Annotated in this window: 16 protein-coding genes; 11 read left to right on the top strand and 5 right to left on the bottom strand. The window is 44.9% G+C overall.

Translation table 11 applies throughout. The features are described 5' to 3' along the window. Window positions 1-60: 60 nt before the first annotated feature. Window positions 61-528, top strand: a complete 468-nt coding sequence (locus ATB78_RS15605; RefSeq protein WP_240537405.1) for a hypothetical protein — start codon at window positions 61-63, stop codon at window positions 526-528. 127 nt (window positions 529-655) lie between these two features. After that, the gene (locus tag ATB78_RS15610; protein ID WP_061009152.1) at window positions 656-1,267 is read left to right on the top strand and encodes a ParB/RepB/Spo0J family partition protein; all 612 of its coding nucleotides are present in this window, start codon (window positions 656-658) and stop codon (window positions 1,265-1,267) included. Window positions 1,268-1,295: 28 nt separating this feature from the next. Here the strand turns inward: ATB78_RS15610 and ATB78_RS15615 are convergent, their stop codons facing one another. Beyond that, entirely contained in the window at window positions 1,296-1,754 is a 459-nt protein-coding gene (locus tag ATB78_RS15615) for a hypothetical protein (RefSeq protein ID WP_061009153.1), read from the bottom strand. Next, complete coding sequence (locus tag ATB78_RS15620) at window positions 1,747-2,415, bottom strand: winged helix-turn-helix domain-containing protein (RefSeq protein ID WP_009704576.1); 669 nt, start codon at window positions 2,413-2,415, stop codon at window positions 1,747-1,749. Before ATB78_RS15620 ends, ATB78_RS15615 begins: the two co-directional genes overlap by 8 nt. Window positions 2,416-2,984: 569 nt before the next feature. Here ATB78_RS15620 and ATB78_RS15625 point away from each other — a divergent pair. From ATB78_RS15625 to ATB78_RS15635, 3 genes are all read left to right on the top strand, one after another. Next, window positions 2,985-3,620, top strand: a complete 636-nt coding sequence (locus tag ATB78_RS15625; RefSeq protein ID WP_045477775.1) for a LysE family translocator — start codon at window positions 2,985-2,987, stop codon at window positions 3,618-3,620. A 309-nt stretch (window positions 3,621-3,929) separates the two neighbouring features. Beyond that, window positions 3,930-5,180: an aromatic amino acid transporter gene (locus tag ATB78_RS15630; protein WP_061009154.1), complete on the top strand. Its 1,251-nt coding sequence runs from the start codon at window positions 3,930-3,932 to the stop codon at window positions 5,178-5,180. Window positions 5,181-5,408: 228 nt separating this feature from the next. Continuing rightward, the gene (locus tag ATB78_RS15635; RefSeq protein ID WP_081096607.1) at window positions 5,409-6,560 is read left to right on the top strand and encodes a carbohydrate porin; all 1,152 of its coding nucleotides are present in this window, start codon (window positions 5,409-5,411) and stop codon (window positions 6,558-6,560) included. A gap of 212 nt (window positions 6,561-6,772) precedes the next feature. On the opposite strand, the gene ATB78_RS15640 is transcribed toward ATB78_RS15635, so the two are convergent. The 3 genes from ATB78_RS15640 to ATB78_RS15650 all read right to left on the bottom strand — a co-directional run bounded on the left by ATB78_RS15640 (window position 6,773) and on the right by ATB78_RS15650 (window position 9,002). Next, on the bottom strand, window positions 6,773-7,465 hold the full coding sequence (locus ATB78_RS15640) for an SDR family oxidoreductase (protein ID WP_061009155.1): 693 nt from the start codon (window positions 7,463-7,465) through the stop codon (window positions 6,773-6,775). Between the two features lie 147 nt (window positions 7,466-7,612). Then, on the bottom strand, window positions 7,613-8,311 hold the full coding sequence (locus ATB78_RS15645) for an IclR family transcriptional regulator (protein WP_061009156.1): 699 nt from the start codon (window positions 8,309-8,311) through the stop codon (window positions 7,613-7,615). Between the two features lie 127 nt (window positions 8,312-8,438). Continuing rightward, window positions 8,439-9,002 (bottom strand): carboxymuconolactone decarboxylase family protein, encoded by a 564-nt coding sequence (locus ATB78_RS15650; protein ID WP_039839501.1) that lies wholly within the window; start codon window positions 9,000-9,002, stop codon window positions 8,439-8,441. 497 nt (window positions 9,003-9,499) lie between these two features. On the opposite strand from ATB78_RS15650, the gene ATB78_RS15655 reads away from it, so the two are divergent. From ATB78_RS15655 to ATB78_RS15680, 6 genes are all read left to right on the top strand, one after another. After that, window positions 9,500-10,435, top strand: a complete 936-nt coding sequence (locus ATB78_RS15655; RefSeq protein ID WP_061009157.1) for a universal stress protein — start codon at window positions 9,500-9,502, stop codon at window positions 10,433-10,435. 83 nt (window positions 10,436-10,518) lie between these two features. Continuing rightward, the gene (locus ATB78_RS15660; RefSeq protein ID WP_045384984.1) at window positions 10,519-10,710 is read left to right on the top strand and encodes a hypothetical protein; all 192 of its coding nucleotides are present in this window, start codon (window positions 10,519-10,521) and stop codon (window positions 10,708-10,710) included. 299 nt (window positions 10,711-11,009) lie between these two features. Beyond that, entirely contained in the window at window positions 11,010-13,616 is a 2,607-nt protein-coding gene (mbhE, locus tag ATB78_RS15665) for a hydrogen gas-evolving membrane-bound hydrogenase subunit E (RefSeq protein WP_061009318.1), read from the top strand. Beyond that, window positions 13,616-13,969 (top strand): Na+/H+ antiporter subunit C, encoded by a 354-nt coding sequence (locus ATB78_RS15670; protein WP_061009158.1) that lies wholly within the window; start codon window positions 13,616-13,618, stop codon window positions 13,967-13,969. Before mbhE ends, ATB78_RS15670 begins: the two co-directional genes overlap by 1 nt. Beyond that, a complete protein-coding gene (locus ATB78_RS15675) occupies window positions 13,966-15,534 on the top strand; it encodes a proton-conducting transporter membrane subunit (RefSeq protein ID WP_061009159.1) in 1,569 nt (522 codons plus the stop codon). The genes ATB78_RS15670 and ATB78_RS15675 overlap by 4 nt, the downstream gene beginning before the upstream one ends. Further along, window positions 15,531-16,007, top strand: coding sequence for a Na+/H+ antiporter subunit E (locus ATB78_RS15680; protein WP_038896553.1), 477 nt, complete (start codon window positions 15,531-15,533; stop codon window positions 16,005-16,007). The genes ATB78_RS15675 and ATB78_RS15680 overlap by 4 nt, the downstream gene beginning before the upstream one ends. Window positions 16,008-16,011 lie beyond the last annotated feature (4 nt).

Genomic DNA, 16,011 nt, shown 5'->3' on the forward strand with positions numbered 1-16,011 from the left:
CGACAATATGCACGATGACAGAAGAAAGAACACCGGAACCGAATAAAAGAAGAGGTGTGTATGTGGAAGGTTCGTGAGGTCAGCCCGACAGATTTTGAAGCTATTAACCGGCTTAACTTCGAGCAGTTAACTGGGCATTGTATGTTTCAATCGAGTTCAATATCTAGCTCAATACTTGAAAGCGGAAAGGACGACGAAAAGTCGCGTAGGGCGCTCGATTTTAGCCAATCTCGGATCACCAACCTCTATTACACGCCAGAGACGTTTTGTGCACAAATTCTCGACCAAGGTGTGTTGTTCTGCCTTATCGAAAATGCGCGTAATCGGCCAGCGGGTTATCTCTGCATACGGATGTGCAAACCTGATGGCAAGCAAGTTTATGCTTCAGGAGTGATGGTTTCTAACCTCTACTTTTGTGTAGAGCGTTTTTACCTCTCGCGCCGAGATAACCATCCGGAACTCGGAAAAAAGCTGTTTGAACACTTCGAACAATGGCGTGCGCGAATCTTAAAAGTTCAAAAGCAATAGCATAAAGAATTTGGGAAAACGCAAGATAGCTTAAGCCGTTATATCGCAGCAGTACCACGTCCCGAATTCATCTCTTCCATCGTTCAATCACAAACTCTCTCAATCACCACTGTCAAAGGAGCACCAAATGGTGAAAACAACACAGTTAAGCTCATCAGAGCAAGAACAGAGCGGCCTATCCAACGAGGAGAAGGTATCGCTCTACAATACGTTTACACAACTCGTCTATGAAATGTCATCGAATCTACCGCCAGTCTGTAACGTGAAATTGCTTCCCATTGCTAAAATCAAAGCAAATGGCTATAAGGCCAATACGATGGAGCCGGCGGAGCGCGATTTGCTGAAACGTTCTTTGCTCATAGATGGGATCACATCCCCGATCATTGTGAACAAAATCGACAAAGGAAAAGCGTTTACGATTATTGATGGTGTTCATCGATTTGAGCTAATACAGTCACATCCTGTTTTACAACCTATCCCCGGTTATGCGCCTTGCGTGGTATTTGATACCTGCCTACCGAATTGCATGTCCTCGTCTATCCGGCATAACAGCGCCCGAGGAACCACGGACTCTGAGGCCTTTGCGGATCTTGTCATCAACCTCGTTCAACTAGGTTGGAGTAACGAGCGTATCAACCAAGAAATAGGAATGCTCGACGGCGAAATATCAAAGATGCTTCAGGTTGGCGACCTAGGGGAGTATTCACGACAAACTAGCCTCTCTGCTTACTTGGAGTAATCTCGCTAGCACAACAGAGCAGGGTAGATTACTGCTGGTCCCAATAATCGAGTTTTCCGTTGATTGTGCCGACGTGTACGTTGTATCGCGGAAAGTTCTTAAACAAATACACTTTGTCACCATGACGTTTAGAGTTATAAAAAAGCACACGATACCCTGATGTCACATGGTTAAAGTGGTCATTAGAGTCTTGCAACCGATCATCGACTATCGGATTTCGACTGTAGATGAAATGAATGACTTGATCGCCTAGCTTAAATTGCCTTGCCTCCACCTTCCATTTAGATAACAAATCTCCTTGCTCACTCTGCTTTGAATGCATGGCAACAACCTTGCCTCGATAGCACGTCATAAAAGTATCTCTCTCATCGGTTTTAAAGTTGATGGAATAGCGACATGTTGCTCCATTAATATACGAGTAAAGAATCGTTAGAATAATGCTTACAGTTAAAAGCAGAGCGAGTGCCATAACGGTTCTATTAATCATTTGCTTTTTCCTCATTGTTTAATTCAATTAAGCCAGAACGAGTAGAGTAAAAGTAATTCCCTGTTTTATTTTTAGTTAAGAGTGAAGGTGGATTATCTCCTTCAATATGGCAAATTTGACCTGTTTTAAGTTCTTTACATTCTAAATTCACCCATGAAAGCCACCAAAAGAACAATATATAAACACAAACAAAAATCATGAATATCGAGAGAAAGAACTTTCGCTTTTCGCAACGACAACTTTCTACGGTATGGGTCACTAACGCATCGACTTGAACATTAGAGGGTTCATCAATCAAAGAATCTTTGTCTTTATTCTTTACGTCTGTATTTTGTTTGGGTATTTGGATCCGATAGCCTTTCTTAGGCACATTAAGGATTTTTATATTGTCGATTTCTAGCACCTTCCTTAAGTTGGTTATCGCGACCGGCAGCGAATTTGGACCGATAATCTCCGCACTTCCCCAAGCCTCAAGAATCAATTCATCCTTCACGACAACGTCACCAGGGCTTTTGCATAAACGATCTAAGATGCAACTCTCAGGTATGGTAATCGAGAATGACTTGCCATTTCCCAGAATGAGCTCAGCGCCGGATTCGGTTCGCTTCAGCGTGCAGTTTCCTATTGGCACTTCAATGCTGTCTATTTGTTGAGGTCTCATAAAGCTCCACCTTTATTATTTAGTTTTGAACGCTGATAAATGGTATGAAAGTTCACCCTTATGGTGTTGGTTTAATGTTAAATATATAAGTAATTAATCATTAATTTACATGTTCGATTGTTGTTTATAGGGATCTTGCCCACAAAAAAATGGACTATTTATTCATATTTGTTAAATGTCGTCACCCTTTATTATCCAACCGATCTCAGGCATATATATGAAGAATTTCTTCGCACAATTTCAGTCAATTGGTTGCAGTCAACAAGATGAAGAAATTAGATATGGCTATTTAATGTTTAGGAATGAATCTGAAAAGTGAAGATATTTTAGGTAATCGCAATCAGGGCATGGTCGTTGAGGGGATTACTTATCGTTCCATGCATTCTAACGTTTCAATTATTAATTCTTATTTAACGATGATTAATTACCTTTATTGAGCGAGGTAGAGGATGCTTACATTTCTAACATAGGTTTTTGCGCTTAATAAACATGATTGTGGAATGCATATCACGGAGCGAATTGAACGAGTTATTTGTACATCTTTGTTCTGCATCCAAAGGGAGTCTCGGATGATCCAAACGCCAGAAATGACGGCTTTTCTTTTGTTGATATTTCTTTATGCCTTTATGCCTGGGCCAGCAATGCTCTATAGCGTGGCGCAAACCTTAAGTTGTGGTAAGCGAGCGGGTATCCTTTCTGTTATTGGGTTGCATTTGGGAGGGTACTTCCACGTTGTCTTATCTGCGGTGTGTTTGTCATCCGCTTTCGTACTATCACCAATGGTATTTGAGGCAATGAAACATCTTGGTGCTGTCTACTTGATATGGCTTGGCATTACCAGAATCTACAAAGCTCAGACACAAGTCTGGTGTGAGAAACAACAATCTGGTTGTCAGCATGATTCTGACCAGAGGGTCTTTGTTGATGGCATCATCGTAGATGTTCTAAACCCCAAAGCCGCGTTATTTTACTTAGCTTTTTTACCTCAGTTTGTAAGTCGCGATATTGGGCCAGATATTTGGCCTCAGCTGTTACTACTCGGCATCATCACCAACATTGTATTTAGCTGTGCTGACTTATTGAGTGTCCTACTTGCATCACGATTACGTGCTGCACTGCTTTTAAAACACAATGCATGGATTTATTTGTCGAAGTGGGCAGGCTCGATATTCATTTTATTAGGGCTCTTGGCGGTAATTAACTAGATATGAGTTTTCTAAGTGAGCTCGTGAAAATTATCTTCACGATAAGGATTTTTGGGTTTTAAAACTTGGCTTTAATCTTGGTATAAAAATTTTAAGATAATTTCATCAATAATAGGAGGGCTATTTAATTTTTTCGTTTAAATATAATAGTGCAAAATAAAAAGGGAAAAGTAATGATAAATATAAACAATGTTGAATTATTAACACCAAAAGATAAAACACTATATTGGAAGAAATGGAGTTATTGTGCAGAAGCACGAATTGATTCGCTGGGTCAGATGTGTGTAGACCATATTAAGGAGCATCAGTATGAATAAGTCTCCCTCTGTTTATGGTGGTGCTTGTATTATTGCGTGTGTTTGTGTTGGTGCTGGTATGCTTGGCTTGCCTACCGCAGCATCAGGCGCATGGACATGGTGGGCGTTGCTGATTCTATTCGGCACTATGATCATCATGACGTTCTCCGGTTGGCTTCTGCTTGAAGCGTACTCTTCCTTTCCTTACAAGGCATCGTTCAGCACGGTAACTGAAACCGTGTTAGGTAAACCTATCAGTATCATCAATAACTTAGCGGTGTATTTTGTTGGCGGTATCCTGTTGTACGCCTACATTACCTCTGCTGGGTTGGTATTGGCGGATATGTTTTCAGTCAATGCCAAAGTGACCTCATTGTTGTATGTGATGGTGTTTTCTTTTTTCGTTTGGCATTCAACGCGTTGGGTGGACCGAATTTCAGTACTGCTGATCCTTTTCATGGTTATCTCGTTTGTGTTTGGGATCTCAGGATTAGCAAGCCAAATCGATCTGTCCGTGTTGTTGAATTCCGGTGACGAGGGCGCGAACTACGTGCTTTACGTGGCGCCTATGTTGCCAATTGCGCTTGCTTCGTTTGGCTATCATCACTCGGTGTCTTCCTTGAGAGACTACTACCAAAGTGAACGTAAAGCGGGTAAGGCGTTGATAGGCGGAACGGTGATTGCGTTTGTGGTTTATAGCGCTTGGCTGCTCTCAATATATGGTAACTTACCTCGTGGTGAATTCAGCCATGTCATTGAAGCGGGTGGCAATGCAGATGCGCTCTTGAATCAGCTGAGCAAAGTGATTGAAGTGACGTTTATCTCACAAGTCATCAGTGCCTTCTCTGTCGCTGCTATTTTATCAAGCTTTATTGGAGTAGGACTTGGCGTGTTTGATTTCCTTGCCGACCTATTCAAATTTGATGACACCAAAGAAGGTAGAACCAAAACTTGGTGCGTAACCTTTATCCCTCCACTGGTTCTTTCTTTACTATTCCCGTTTGGGTTTCTTATTGCCATCGGCTATGCAGCGTTCGCTGCGGCAATCTGGGCCTGTATTATTCCAGCGGCTCTGGTTGCCAAACTGAGAGCTCAGCGAAAAGCAGACGACATCCGCGAAGACTCTAACGATAAGAGTGCAGAGCCTACTTTTACGGTAAAGGGCGGAAGTGCCGTGCTGTGGGCTTCTTTACTTTTTGGTATCGCGGTCATGGTCATCCACTTGCTGACATTACTTGATGTTATCCCCATGTTCACGGGATAAATTCAATATTCATGACGAATACTCGAATATAAAAGCCAACTAATATGACCTGAATTCGTTTTACGAATTGAAATGACACCTGATGTTTCCATTAAGGTGCGGATATCTCTATTTAAATTTCGATGTCCCATTTAAATGAATAGTCTGAGAGTTTCTCATTGAAGAAGGATTTTTTATTTAAGTATTTCGTCAAGCAATAACGATAGAAACAATTAAAGGACGTTAAAAATGACAATTAATCACACGAAGAATAATCACTCGAACAGAAAATCAAAAAAACAAATAAGCGCTTTACAATACACTGGATTATTAGGTGTTTTGTTAAGTTCGGTGCCTGTGAGTGCAGCGTATGTCGACGGCAATTTGAAAATTAACGGAGACTACTTTCTTTTCGGTCTTGGCTCGGGTGCCGCGATGGAAGGCAAAGACGACTATGCGGTTTCTGGTATCGGTCGTGTTACCGCAAACTGGACGGCGTTTGAGGATCAGAGTGGCAATGTTGGGCAAGTCCAACTTCGAGTCGATCACAAACATCGTTTAACTAATGATGTACCGCTGATGTACATATTCGATAATTTAGGTGGTTACGGCATCATTCAACCTGCATTCAGCGACATTGGTCTTCGATTAACCAATTTGTACTGGCGACAAGAGTTCAACCAACAAAATACCGAACTGATGGTCGGGTTCCTCGACAGTACGGATTATGTCGATACTTACGCGCTTGGTAATCCTTATGCTGGCTTTTCAAATCTCCAATTCAGCACCGGTGTTGGTACGATCCCAATTCCAGATGAGTCCACTTTAGGTTTCACTCTAAGGCATATTACTTCGGATAATTTTTATGGCTTAGTGAGCTTTTCGGATGCGCTCGCCGATTCAACGGAACCGTTTGACGGGTTGAGCCACATCGTGCGTGATAACCAGTACTTTAAGTCTTTGGAAATTGGTTGGATAGGGGCGAAAGATGCTTTCTATGTTCAGAACATCCACATGACCTTATGGCACAGTGATGGAAAACAGGAACAAGAAACTGAAAACTACGGTGTGAATGTTTCTGCAACCTACCTTATGGGTGATTGGATGCCGTTTGTCAGAGCGGGAGTCTCACACGGCGATGAATCACTGTACGAATCATCGTTCACGTTCGGAACCGGATACTTAGGCTTTGATGGTAATACTTTGGGCATGGCCGTGGGATGGGCTAAGCCGAACTTACCGATGGAGATCGACGAGATAGTCAACGCAGAAATCTACTACCGTATGCAGTTTGGTGCGCTGTCCTTGACTCCTAATCTTCAGTACGTCAGTGATTTAGCGTGGAATCCAAGCGAGGAAAATGCGTTGATCTTTGGCCTTAGAGCAAGACTAACGTTTTAATCTCGCGTCGTTGAACATTTGAGTAAAAAAATGCGCGGCGACGGCCGCGCGTGTCAAAGACCACAAGATACAAAGGAGTGTGTAGCTAATTGGATTGGAGAACTAACGTGTTGTTAGCGCCTTCATTCTCTCGTTTGGTCTTAAAGTCTCAACTAAATAATGGCTAATTAATGTGCCATGAGAAAAGAAACTGGTTGGCTTCTGTGTACCGATTACCACTCAATGCTTGAGCCATCGAATACTCGGAAGCTGCCAGATTCTTCTAGCGTTAAGTTTGACGCAACATTAATAATGCCAGACACACTTTGCTCGGCGGTAAAGGTCGCGTCTTTGCCACCCATATCGGTTTGTACCCAGCCCGGATGAATCGCCAATGTTTTCACTTCTTTCTCGCGAAGGTTCTGCGCTGCTGATACCAGAATTTGGTTCAGTGCCGCTTTAGACGTACGGTAGCTGTACATGTTGCCTGAGCTGTTATCACCAAGGCTTGCGACGCGAGTCGAGATACCGACGATGGTTTTGAGTTCACTAGCTGCAACGTTGTCTTGTAACGCTTGGATAAGTAGAGCAGGAGCAACGGTATTGATCGTTAACACTTCTAGCCATTTAGCTTGTGTCATTTCACCGAGCTTCGCGCAATCGTCACCAAGCACGCCTGCATTTAGGATCAAGTGGTCGATAGGGCGGCCATTCAGACTATCTGCTAGGGCATTGATGTCGGATTCTTTTGTTACATCGAGCGTTAATGGCTCAATGTTGTCGTTATTTTTTGCTAGTTCATTCAGTGCATTTGCTGATTCTGGCGCGCGACAGGCGGCTAGCACATGCCAACCTTTGTTTGCGTATTGACGAACAAACTCCAAACCAAGACCACGATTTGCACCAGTGATTAAAACAGTAGGCATAGGGAACTCCTAAACATTCATTGAGTATGTGGTGAGTTTAAGAGTGAACCGGAACAAAAGGCGCTAGAAAGGGAACAAACTTAGCAAGATTCGACAATGTCGAATTCAATAAGCTAAGTGGTTATTTTCCCGAGGATAGGAGGCGTGTTAGCGTTTCAAAAAGACGGACGCAAAATGAATTAAACGCTGCTGGTTTAGTTCTTTTGCATGACCGCTAACACCCGCGACGGCAACGAGCTCTCCCTCAAGATAGAGCGGGATGGCAAGGCAGTTTAAGTTCGGTTCCGCTTCTTCTAAGTCCAACGCATAACCATTGTCGGCAACCACGTTCAGCTCTTTCTCTAACGACGGGGAGAGTTGGTCTTGCAAGCGCAAGCGTCGTCGGAGTTCCTCATCAAAGGCCAAAAAGACTTTACCAATTGCAGAGGTAGTTAGCCCCTCACGTTTGCCGCGTGGGCTGCGGATCGTTAGTGGGTTATCTCGTTCGATGGCATCCAGATAAAGGTATTCCTGTGCGCCACTTTGAACGGCAAGATAGGCGGTGTTATCTGTCAATTGAGCCATCTTCTTTAAGAGAGAAGCAAAGTGCCGACGAATCGATTCGTCCTTTTGTTCAAGTGGCTTGGAGAGATCACGAAATCGCAGTCCCAATGTGTAGCCCTGTTTTACTCGAGAAACGTATCCCAACTCACTCATGGTCGCGAGTAAACCGTGCACCGTGGTTTTATTAAGCGCGACAGCTTCACTGACTTGCTGTAATGACATAGGCGCATTATGTAAAGAAAGCGCTTCTAGAATGGTAAAGCTTCGCTCAACGGATTGAATTCTTTTGGGTTCTTTGGACACGTTTTTACTCGGGTAACGGTGTGAGAAATGTGAAGGAACAAAGCCTGAGAATAGCTTCTCTTGTTGAATTAGAAAAGCCCAACGATCTGTCCATCGCCGGGCTTGTAAGTATCAGAAACTTTGGTGATTAACGTTCGCTAGGGTGTGTCCAAGCGAATTTCTCGAATGGCTTGTCTGGTTGAGTATGCGCTAGCGCATTGGTGAAGTTAGAAATCAGTTTCGCCGCCAATCCGGTCAATACCTCTAACGCTTGGCGCTGCGTGAAACCAGCATCCAAGAACGCTTGTAGTCTGTCGTCACCGATATGACCGCGGTTATCAAGTAACTCTTTAGTGAAATCATGCAAGGCTTGTAATTTTGCGTCTGGAATTGGTGTGCCTTCACGTAACGCTTCAATCACTTCGTCTGGCATTTTGCCGGCTTTCATCATCCATGTGTGACCAGGAATGCAGTAATGACACTTGTTTTCGAAGTTAGAGGTCATAAACACCACTTGTTGTTCAAGCGGACTGAGTGTGGTGTTTTTCATGAAGAGTTCAAACGTTTTGTTGTAAGCCTCGTACGTAGCAGGTGCTTCTGCGAGAACCGCATGAAGGTTAGGCAACATACCAAAACCTTTTAGCGATTGTTCAACTAATGCTTTTGATTCTTCGGGTGCCGTTTCAGCTGTGTAGTAAGTGAATTCAGTCATGAGTTTTCTCTCCGTGAGATTTTTGCACTGTGTGCCTGACATTGAATGTAAGCGCGTTCATCAAATCGAACTGCGTTATGTGGTTTATTATGGTGACCTAGATCTTAATATCAATTAGTTAACTTTTAGTAACCTAGTTTTGAACTTGTTTTGAAGCTTGGGTTTGGTTGTTAAGTTATTAATTAACATGATTAAATTTTTGAATTTCGGATTTACCTTTTATCTAAGACGGACTTTAAATTGGCCAGAATAAGCATAGTGTAAGATGCAAAAATGAGTAGGGATGTTGGGGGTATGGACGAAAACTTCTAATCAATATTGACGTAATTTGTTACATGTCACTGCCGGAAAGGGGGATTTTTGCACGTATTTGCGGTGATTTGTTACGTAAATAACTGAATGAGAACAAATATCATTCATCTAATGAGTGGTTACAATTACGTGCTAGAAAAAGGCCGTTTAACTTGGTTAATATTTAGTCAATCAAGGAGGTGTGTATGAGACGATTCGAGAACATACTTTTTGCTACGCAAGGACTGCCAGGGCACAGTGACGCACTGGGTCAAGCGATCAGAATTGCGGCCAACAATCGCGTTCCTGTATCAGGTTTAATTGCCTGTCCAGACTTTCCTACCGATCTCGCTCAGTATCAACAAAGCTACGAGCAATCTTTGCACGATTCGCTTCAGCAGAGTGTGAAAAAGTTACGTGAACAACACGACATTGCTGAAGAGCAAGTGCCGTTTCCGTTGCGAGTACAAAGCAGTGAACAACCAGCGGTTTGCATTATCCAACAAGCCATCACAAATCATAACGACCTGATCATTAAAGAGGCTGAGCCGCTCAGTGAAGGAGCTGAAGGTTTTAAAGCGATAGACATGACGCTATTGCGCAAGTGTCCTTGCCCGGTATGGCTTCACCGACCAATTTCTAAACCAAGAGACAAACGACGTATTGCCGTTGCCGTGGATCCCATGACGGTCAGCGACGAGCAACAAGCGCTTTCGCGTCGATTGCTGGAACTGTCTCGTTCGATTGCAGACACGTGCGACAGCCGATTGCACATTATCTCTTGCTGGGAACATTACTTGGAGAACTATCTAGATAACCATGTCTGGATCCAAGTAGAAGAGTCGCAGTTGGCCAATGAAGTGTCTCGGGCGAAAGCAAATCACGAACAAGCACTTCAACGTTTGATCGAGGACTCAGGTATCTCTGGTGAGATGGTGATTCATCATCTGCATGGTAAACCAGATGACCAAATCCCAGAGTGTGTCGATGAAACAGAAATCGATGTTTTGGTCATGGGCACCTTAGCTCGAACCGGTATTTCAGGGTTTGTGATTGGTAATACGGCCGAGAACATTCTCCAATCGATCAATTGCTCTTTGGTGGCGATGAAGCCAGAGGGTTTTGTATCCCCAATTAAATAACCAGTCATTCGCGAATATTGAAAGGAGAAACACTGAGGTAAGCACGATCACGACAGACTGATGACTTCTCAATGGAGGATGGTATGAAAAAACTGTGTCCTATTTGCCAAACTGAAATGGTTGAACGCTCGAACATTCATGTGTGTCCGAGAAACGAAATCGGCGACTGTTCTTACGATGCACTTAACTTTGTGCATGAAGAGTCGGCTTACGTAATAAACCAAGCCAACACCTTTAGCGACTTGCGCTCCTACGTCGTCCCCGACAGCAAGTAGCTCGAACCATTGAGAATATAAGTCTATATTGAAATGGATGATCGTGACTTAAGTTTTCAGCGGTCTGCTTCAAAGCCTTCGCATTCTAGATAATCCGTTCACCTGTCTTGCTCGGATTGCCTTTCTAACACCCAAATCGACAATTGTGGTTGAAGCCTGAAGTATCAGGAGAGGGCGGTCTTTCCGTTGATTCTATGAGTCACCATCCAAGTGTGAACCTAACGAAATGGATGGCGATATTGAATAGCGTAATAGGGAATAAAAACACACAAGGCTCAAAAGATCGTTCGCTGGTTCTTATGATCTTTCCTTTGCTGCCGATAGTCATTTTCGTCTCGCTCATTAGTTGGTATGAGCCGGGAGGCGTAAGTTGGCAAGCGGCTTGGGTTCCGGGTTTAGATGTAAACCTGAGCTTCAAGTTGGATGGCTTGTCTTTCCTATTTGCATGTTTGATCAGCGGCATCGGTGCGCTTATCCAGATTTACGCACTGGCTTACCTGAAGGGGCATTCGTCTCGATTCTCTTTCCACCTGTATTTAACACTGTTCATGTTAGCCATGCTCGGAGTTGTCACGAGCGACAATATCCTGCTCCTTTTTGTGTTTTGGGAACTCACCACCATCACATCGTATCTTTTGATTGGCTTTAATCATGAGAAAGACAAATCCCGCAAGAATGCATTGCAATCTCTTATTGTCACTGGCGCTGGTGGCTTAGCGTTATTAGCAGGTCTGATACTGCTGGGTGAAATGGCTGGCAGCTATGAGATAAGTACCATCGTCGCGCAAAGTGCGCTGATTGCACAACATAAATGGTTTTTGCCTTCGTTGATTCTGATCTTACTCGGTGCGTTTACTAAATCGGCGCAGTTTCCATTCCACTTCTGGTTACCCAATGCCATGGCAGCGCCAACGCCAGTGAGTGCCTATCTTCATTCTGCCACTATGGTGAAGGCTGGGGTGTACTTGCTTGCCCGTGTGTTACCTATCTATTCACACAGCGAGATTTGGTTTTACACGCTCGGTATTTTTGGCGGTTTTACCGCAATATGGTGCGCGCTGCTAGCACTTAAACAAACCGATCTGAAGCTAATGCTGGCATACAGCACGAACGTCGCCTTAGGTAAATTGGTGCTATTGATTGGCATGGGTACTGAGTTAGCAATGATGGCCGCGCTGCTGTTTATCTTGGCGCACTCGTTCTACAAAGCAGCGCTGTTTATGGTGGTGGGCAATATCGATAAAGCGACAGGGACGCGTGATATTCGAATGCTGCATGGTTTGAAAGCAGTCCTTGTACTCAGTGTTATAGCCGCAATCCTTGCCGCCTTGTCTAAATCAGGTGTACCACCGCTACTCGGCTTCTTAAGCAAAGAGTACATGTACAAATCCGGTCTGGAAGTGAGTGTCATCCTGACTACGATATTCCTTCTGGTTAACGTCACCATGGTGGCACTAGCGTTGGCGCTCATTGTTAAACCTTTCTTCGCGACGTATGAAGGTAATCCAACGCCAGCCAAGAAAGTGGAAGCCAGTAAAGGGTTATGGATACCAGCAATGCTGCTTGCCATAGCCAGTGTGCTTGCGCCGTTATTTGGCTTAGGGTGGATCAACAACAATGTGGTTGTTCCGGGTGTTTTGTCGAGCTTGCCTGACTCCGCACCGCAAGCAGCCAAGCTGTGGCAGGGCGTGAATCTTCCGTTGGCGCTCAGCGCATTAACTTTGTTACTCGGTTTTGTATTGTATCGAGTCTACCCAAGGTTGTTGGTTGGGTGGCAGCGTAATGTTCCTGTGTTGCCAACAGCAGAGTCCATTTTCGACAAAATCATGGCTGGCATGATGCGTTTGGCGAAATGGCAAACGCAGTTATTGCAGCAAAAGCGCTTAAGCCATTATGTGTTGTTGTTCTTTATCGTGCTGGCTGGATTGCTGTTGAGTAGCCCGTTAGTGATCCCACAAGCTCGCTTTGCTGCATTAGCAGACATTAGTTTCTACGAAATCAGCATTGCACTGTTGCTCATTGGGGCTGCCTTAGTCTGCACCTTTACCACGTCTCGTTTGCTGGCGGTCTCTGCCCTTGGCGTGGTGGGCTTTATGACCACCTTAGTCTTTATGCTTTACAGCGCACCAGATGTCGCGAAAACCTTGTTGTTGGTAGAAACCTTGATGGTCGTATTTGTGGTGCTCTTGATACGCCACATCCCGGGTTTATTGACGGTGCCACAACATTCTGTACGTCGAAGATTACTGCATGGGGCGATAGCAGGTGTGATTGGTATGTCGGTAACGGCGTTGTTGATAAACATCACCGCACAACCTTTAGATTCCACTCTGGCTGATTTCTTCGCAGAGAATAGCGTTCCCAGTGGGCATGGACGCAACATCGTCAACGTGATTTTAGTCGATTTCCGAGCCTTCGATACGTTAGGCGAGGTGATTGTGGTCGTAATGGCGGGGATCGCTGCGGTTAGCTTGTTGAAAACGCACTATCACAAACGCAACCGTATCCGTTCCCTTATCTTTGCGACTACCGCACACATCGTTGCAGCGTTGATGTTGGTGTTCTCACTTTATCTTTTATTACGAGGTCACAACGAGCCGGGTGGCGGCTTTATTGGTGCGCTGATCGCTGTGATTGGTTTTGCGCTACTGATGTTTGCAGAATCGCCAAAGTATGTTCGTGACCGCTTGTATTACGCGCCATTTAGCATTGCTCTGTTTGGCATTTTCTTAAGTTTTGTGGCTGGCCTAATGAGCTTTGCCTTCAATTTGCCGTTCTTAACGGGTTTGTGGTGGAAAGACATTCTGCCACTTGGCACACCGCTGATATTCGATGTCGGCATCTATCTAGCCATTATTGGCGGTGTCATGGGGATGTTACTGCGCGTAAATGAGGAGTTGGACTGATGGAAATACTATGGAGTCTCGTGGTCGGTGTGTTTGTCGCGGCTGGTGTCTATCTCATGCTTGAACGACACATCTTACGCTTACTATTCGGTTTGATCTTGTTGAGCAGTGCGGTGAACATCGCGATTTTCACTGCCGGACGTTTAACTCCCGGACTACCGCCATTGATCGAGGCGAATTCAGTGTTGCCACCAGTAGGTGCGGCAAACCCGCTTCCTCAAGCCTTAATTCTGACTGCCATTGTGATTGGCTTTGGCTTGTTGGTGTTCGCATTAATGCTGTTTTACCGTGCATATTCTGAAGCAGGCTCGGCAGATGTGGATGCGATGCGACATTCTGAGGAGGATGAATGACGACGATTTGGTTGACGTTACCCGTAGTTGTTTCACTTCTTACCGCAGTCGCCATCTTCTGCACGAAGCGTAACATAGCGCTGGTGGATGCGATAAGTGGCACAAGTGCATTGGCAACCTTGGTGATTGCAGCATTGTTGACGCACGATGTCATCAACGGCGGTCCACAAGCAGTGGCATTCGGTCAATGGGCGGCGCCATTTGGCATTGTTTTTGTGGCGGATTATCTTGCCGTTGCCATGGTGATGGTGACGGCCATTATTGGTGTAGTGAGCGTGTTCTACGCCATGGGCGATCTGCAAGAAAAGGCGTCTTACGGCACGTTTCATGCGCTAATGCATGTCTTGTTGGCCGGCGTGTATGGCGCGTTTCTTACTGGCGACATTTTCAACCTCTACGTGTGGTTCGAGGTGATGTTGATAGCATCGTTTGGCTTGATGATCTTAGATGGATCAAAGCAACAAGTGGATGGAGCAGTGAAGTACGTGATGCTCAATCTGATTTCGACCTTGGTCTTCTTGCTCGCGATTGGCTTACTCTACGGTGCTACAGGGACTTTGAACCTCGCAGATTTACACGCCAAAGCCGCACTGATTCCGTCTGACACCAAAACCTTGCTCGCGGTACTGTTCCTATTCGCGTTTGCCATTAAAGCGGCGTTGTTTCCTGTTTTTGCTTGGCTACCTGCTTCTTACAATACGTTGCCGAGCGCGGTTGTCGCACTATTCGCTGCGTTGCTCACCAAGGTTGGGGTGTACGCATTAATCCGTGTGTTCACCTTGATTTTCCCGTTATCAGAAAGCGGTTGGCAGCCGACTTTGATGTGGGTGGCAGGGCTTACGATGTTAACTGGCGTATTGGGGGCAGCGAGCCAGTACGACATTAAAAAGATTCTCTCTTTCCATATCATCAGCCAGATTGGTTACATGATCATGGGATTGGCGATCTACACGCCGCTTGCCATTGCGGGCGCGATTTTCTACATCGTGCACCACATCATAGTGAAAGCAAATTTATTCCTGATTGGCGGCTTTATCGAGCGTAAATATGGCTCGGGCAACCTGGGGCAATTGGGCGGCGTATACAAAGCCATGCCTTGGCTCGCTTTCTTGTTTCTCATTCCTGCATTCTCTTTAGCGGGGTTTCCACCTTTGTCGGGCTTCTGGGGCAAGTTCCTGGTCATCAAATCTAGTTTGCAAACCGAGTTGTATTGGCTTGCAGGGGCCGCGCTCTTAGTTGGTCTGTTAACTGTGTTCTCGATGACCAAGATCTGGAACGAAGTGTTTTGGAAAAAGTCTCAGCAAACACTGAAAGCGCAGCCAATGAACAAGTACACAAAAGGATTGTATTGCGTGCCAATAGCCACATTGACCACCTTAAGTCTGATTATTGGTTTGGCAGCCGAGCCGTTTTATCAATTTGCAGAACTCGCAGCAGATCAGTTGATAGAGCCACAAGCTTACGTAAAAGCGGTTCTTGGAGAGAGTGCTTTGGCTGACACTGCAATAGCTGACAGCGAGATAGCTGAACGCGTGGTATTGAATACATCGGGAGGGAACCAATGATTTATCTGTTTTTGAATTTGTTTCTCGCTCTGGCTTGGATGCTGCTAAACGGCAACTATACAGGCACGAACTTTATTCTTGGCTTTGTTGTTGGCTTTTTGGCGTTGCGACTCAGTCAACCGTTTGGGTTGAAAACCAGTTACTTCCGACGCTTCCGTGCTTTGGTCGGCCTGTTTCTTTTCTTCTGTTATGAGATGGTGATATCGGTAGCCAGAGTCGTCTGGGATGTGGTCACGCCAACCCATTTGAGTGACCCAGATATTGTTTATGTACCGTTAGATGTTGAGTCAGATTTAGAGATCTCCTTGCTCGCTAACATGGTTTCACTTACTCCGGGAAGCTTGAGCTTAGACGTCACGCCAGATAAGAAGCACATGGTTGTGCACGCGATGTTTGCACCCGAGCATGAAAAGGTAATTCGAGAAATCAAAGACGGCTTAGAAAAACGGATTTTGGAGGTGACGCGTGGCTGATGGA

It is taken from the genome of Vibrio sp. CUB2 (assembly GCF_001557945.1).
GTDB classification, from domain to species: domain Bacteria; phylum Pseudomonadota; class Gammaproteobacteria; order Enterobacterales; family Vibrionaceae; genus Vibrio; species Vibrio owensii.

Bases quoted from the DNA above. Each gene is read 5' to 3' on its own strand.
- ATB78_RS15605 (WP_240537405.1), top strand. From the start codon at position 61: ATGTGGAAGGTTCGTGAGGTCAGCCCGACAGATTTTGAAGCTATTAAC.
- ATB78_RS15610 (WP_061009152.1), top strand. From the start codon at position 656: ATGGTGAAAACAACACAGTTAAGCTCATCAGAGCAAGAACAGAGCGGC.
- ATB78_RS15615 (WP_061009153.1), bottom strand. From the start codon at position 1,754: ATGATTAATAGAACCGTTATGGCACTCGCTCTGCTTTTAACTGTAAGC.
- ATB78_RS15620 (WP_009704576.1), bottom strand. From the start codon at position 2,415: ATGAGACCTCAACAAATAGACAGCATTGAAGTGCCAATAGGAAACTGC.
- ATB78_RS15625 (WP_045477775.1), top strand. From the start codon at position 2,985: ATGATCCAAACGCCAGAAATGACGGCTTTTCTTTTGTTGATATTTCTT.
- ATB78_RS15630 (WP_061009154.1), top strand. From the start codon at position 3,930: ATGAATAAGTCTCCCTCTGTTTATGGTGGTGCTTGTATTATTGCGTGT.
- ATB78_RS15635 (WP_081096607.1), top strand. From the start codon at position 5,409: ATGACAATTAATCACACGAAGAATAATCACTCGAACAGAAAATCAAAA.
- ATB78_RS15640 (WP_061009155.1), bottom strand. From the start codon at position 7,465: ATGCCTACTGTTTTAATCACTGGTGCAAATCGTGGTCTTGGTTTGGAG.
- ATB78_RS15650 (WP_039839501.1), bottom strand. From the start codon at position 9,002: ATGACTGAATTCACTTACTACACAGCTGAAACGGCACCCGAAGAATCA.
- ATB78_RS15655 (WP_061009157.1), top strand. From the start codon at position 9,500: ATGAGACGATTCGAGAACATACTTTTTGCTACGCAAGGACTGCCAGGG.
- ATB78_RS15660 (WP_045384984.1), top strand. From the start codon at position 10,519: ATGAAAAAACTGTGTCCTATTTGCCAAACTGAAATGGTTGAACGCTCG.
- mbhE (WP_061009318.1), top strand. From the start codon at position 11,010: ATGATCTTTCCTTTGCTGCCGATAGTCATTTTCGTCTCGCTCATTAGT.
- ATB78_RS15670 (WP_061009158.1), top strand. From the start codon at position 13,616: ATGGAAATACTATGGAGTCTCGTGGTCGGTGTGTTTGTCGCGGCTGGT.
- ATB78_RS15675 (WP_061009159.1), top strand. From the start codon at position 13,966: ATGACGACGATTTGGTTGACGTTACCCGTAGTTGTTTCACTTCTTACC.
- ATB78_RS15680 (WP_038896553.1), top strand. From the start codon at position 15,531: ATGATTTATCTGTTTTTGAATTTGTTTCTCGCTCTGGCTTGGATGCTG.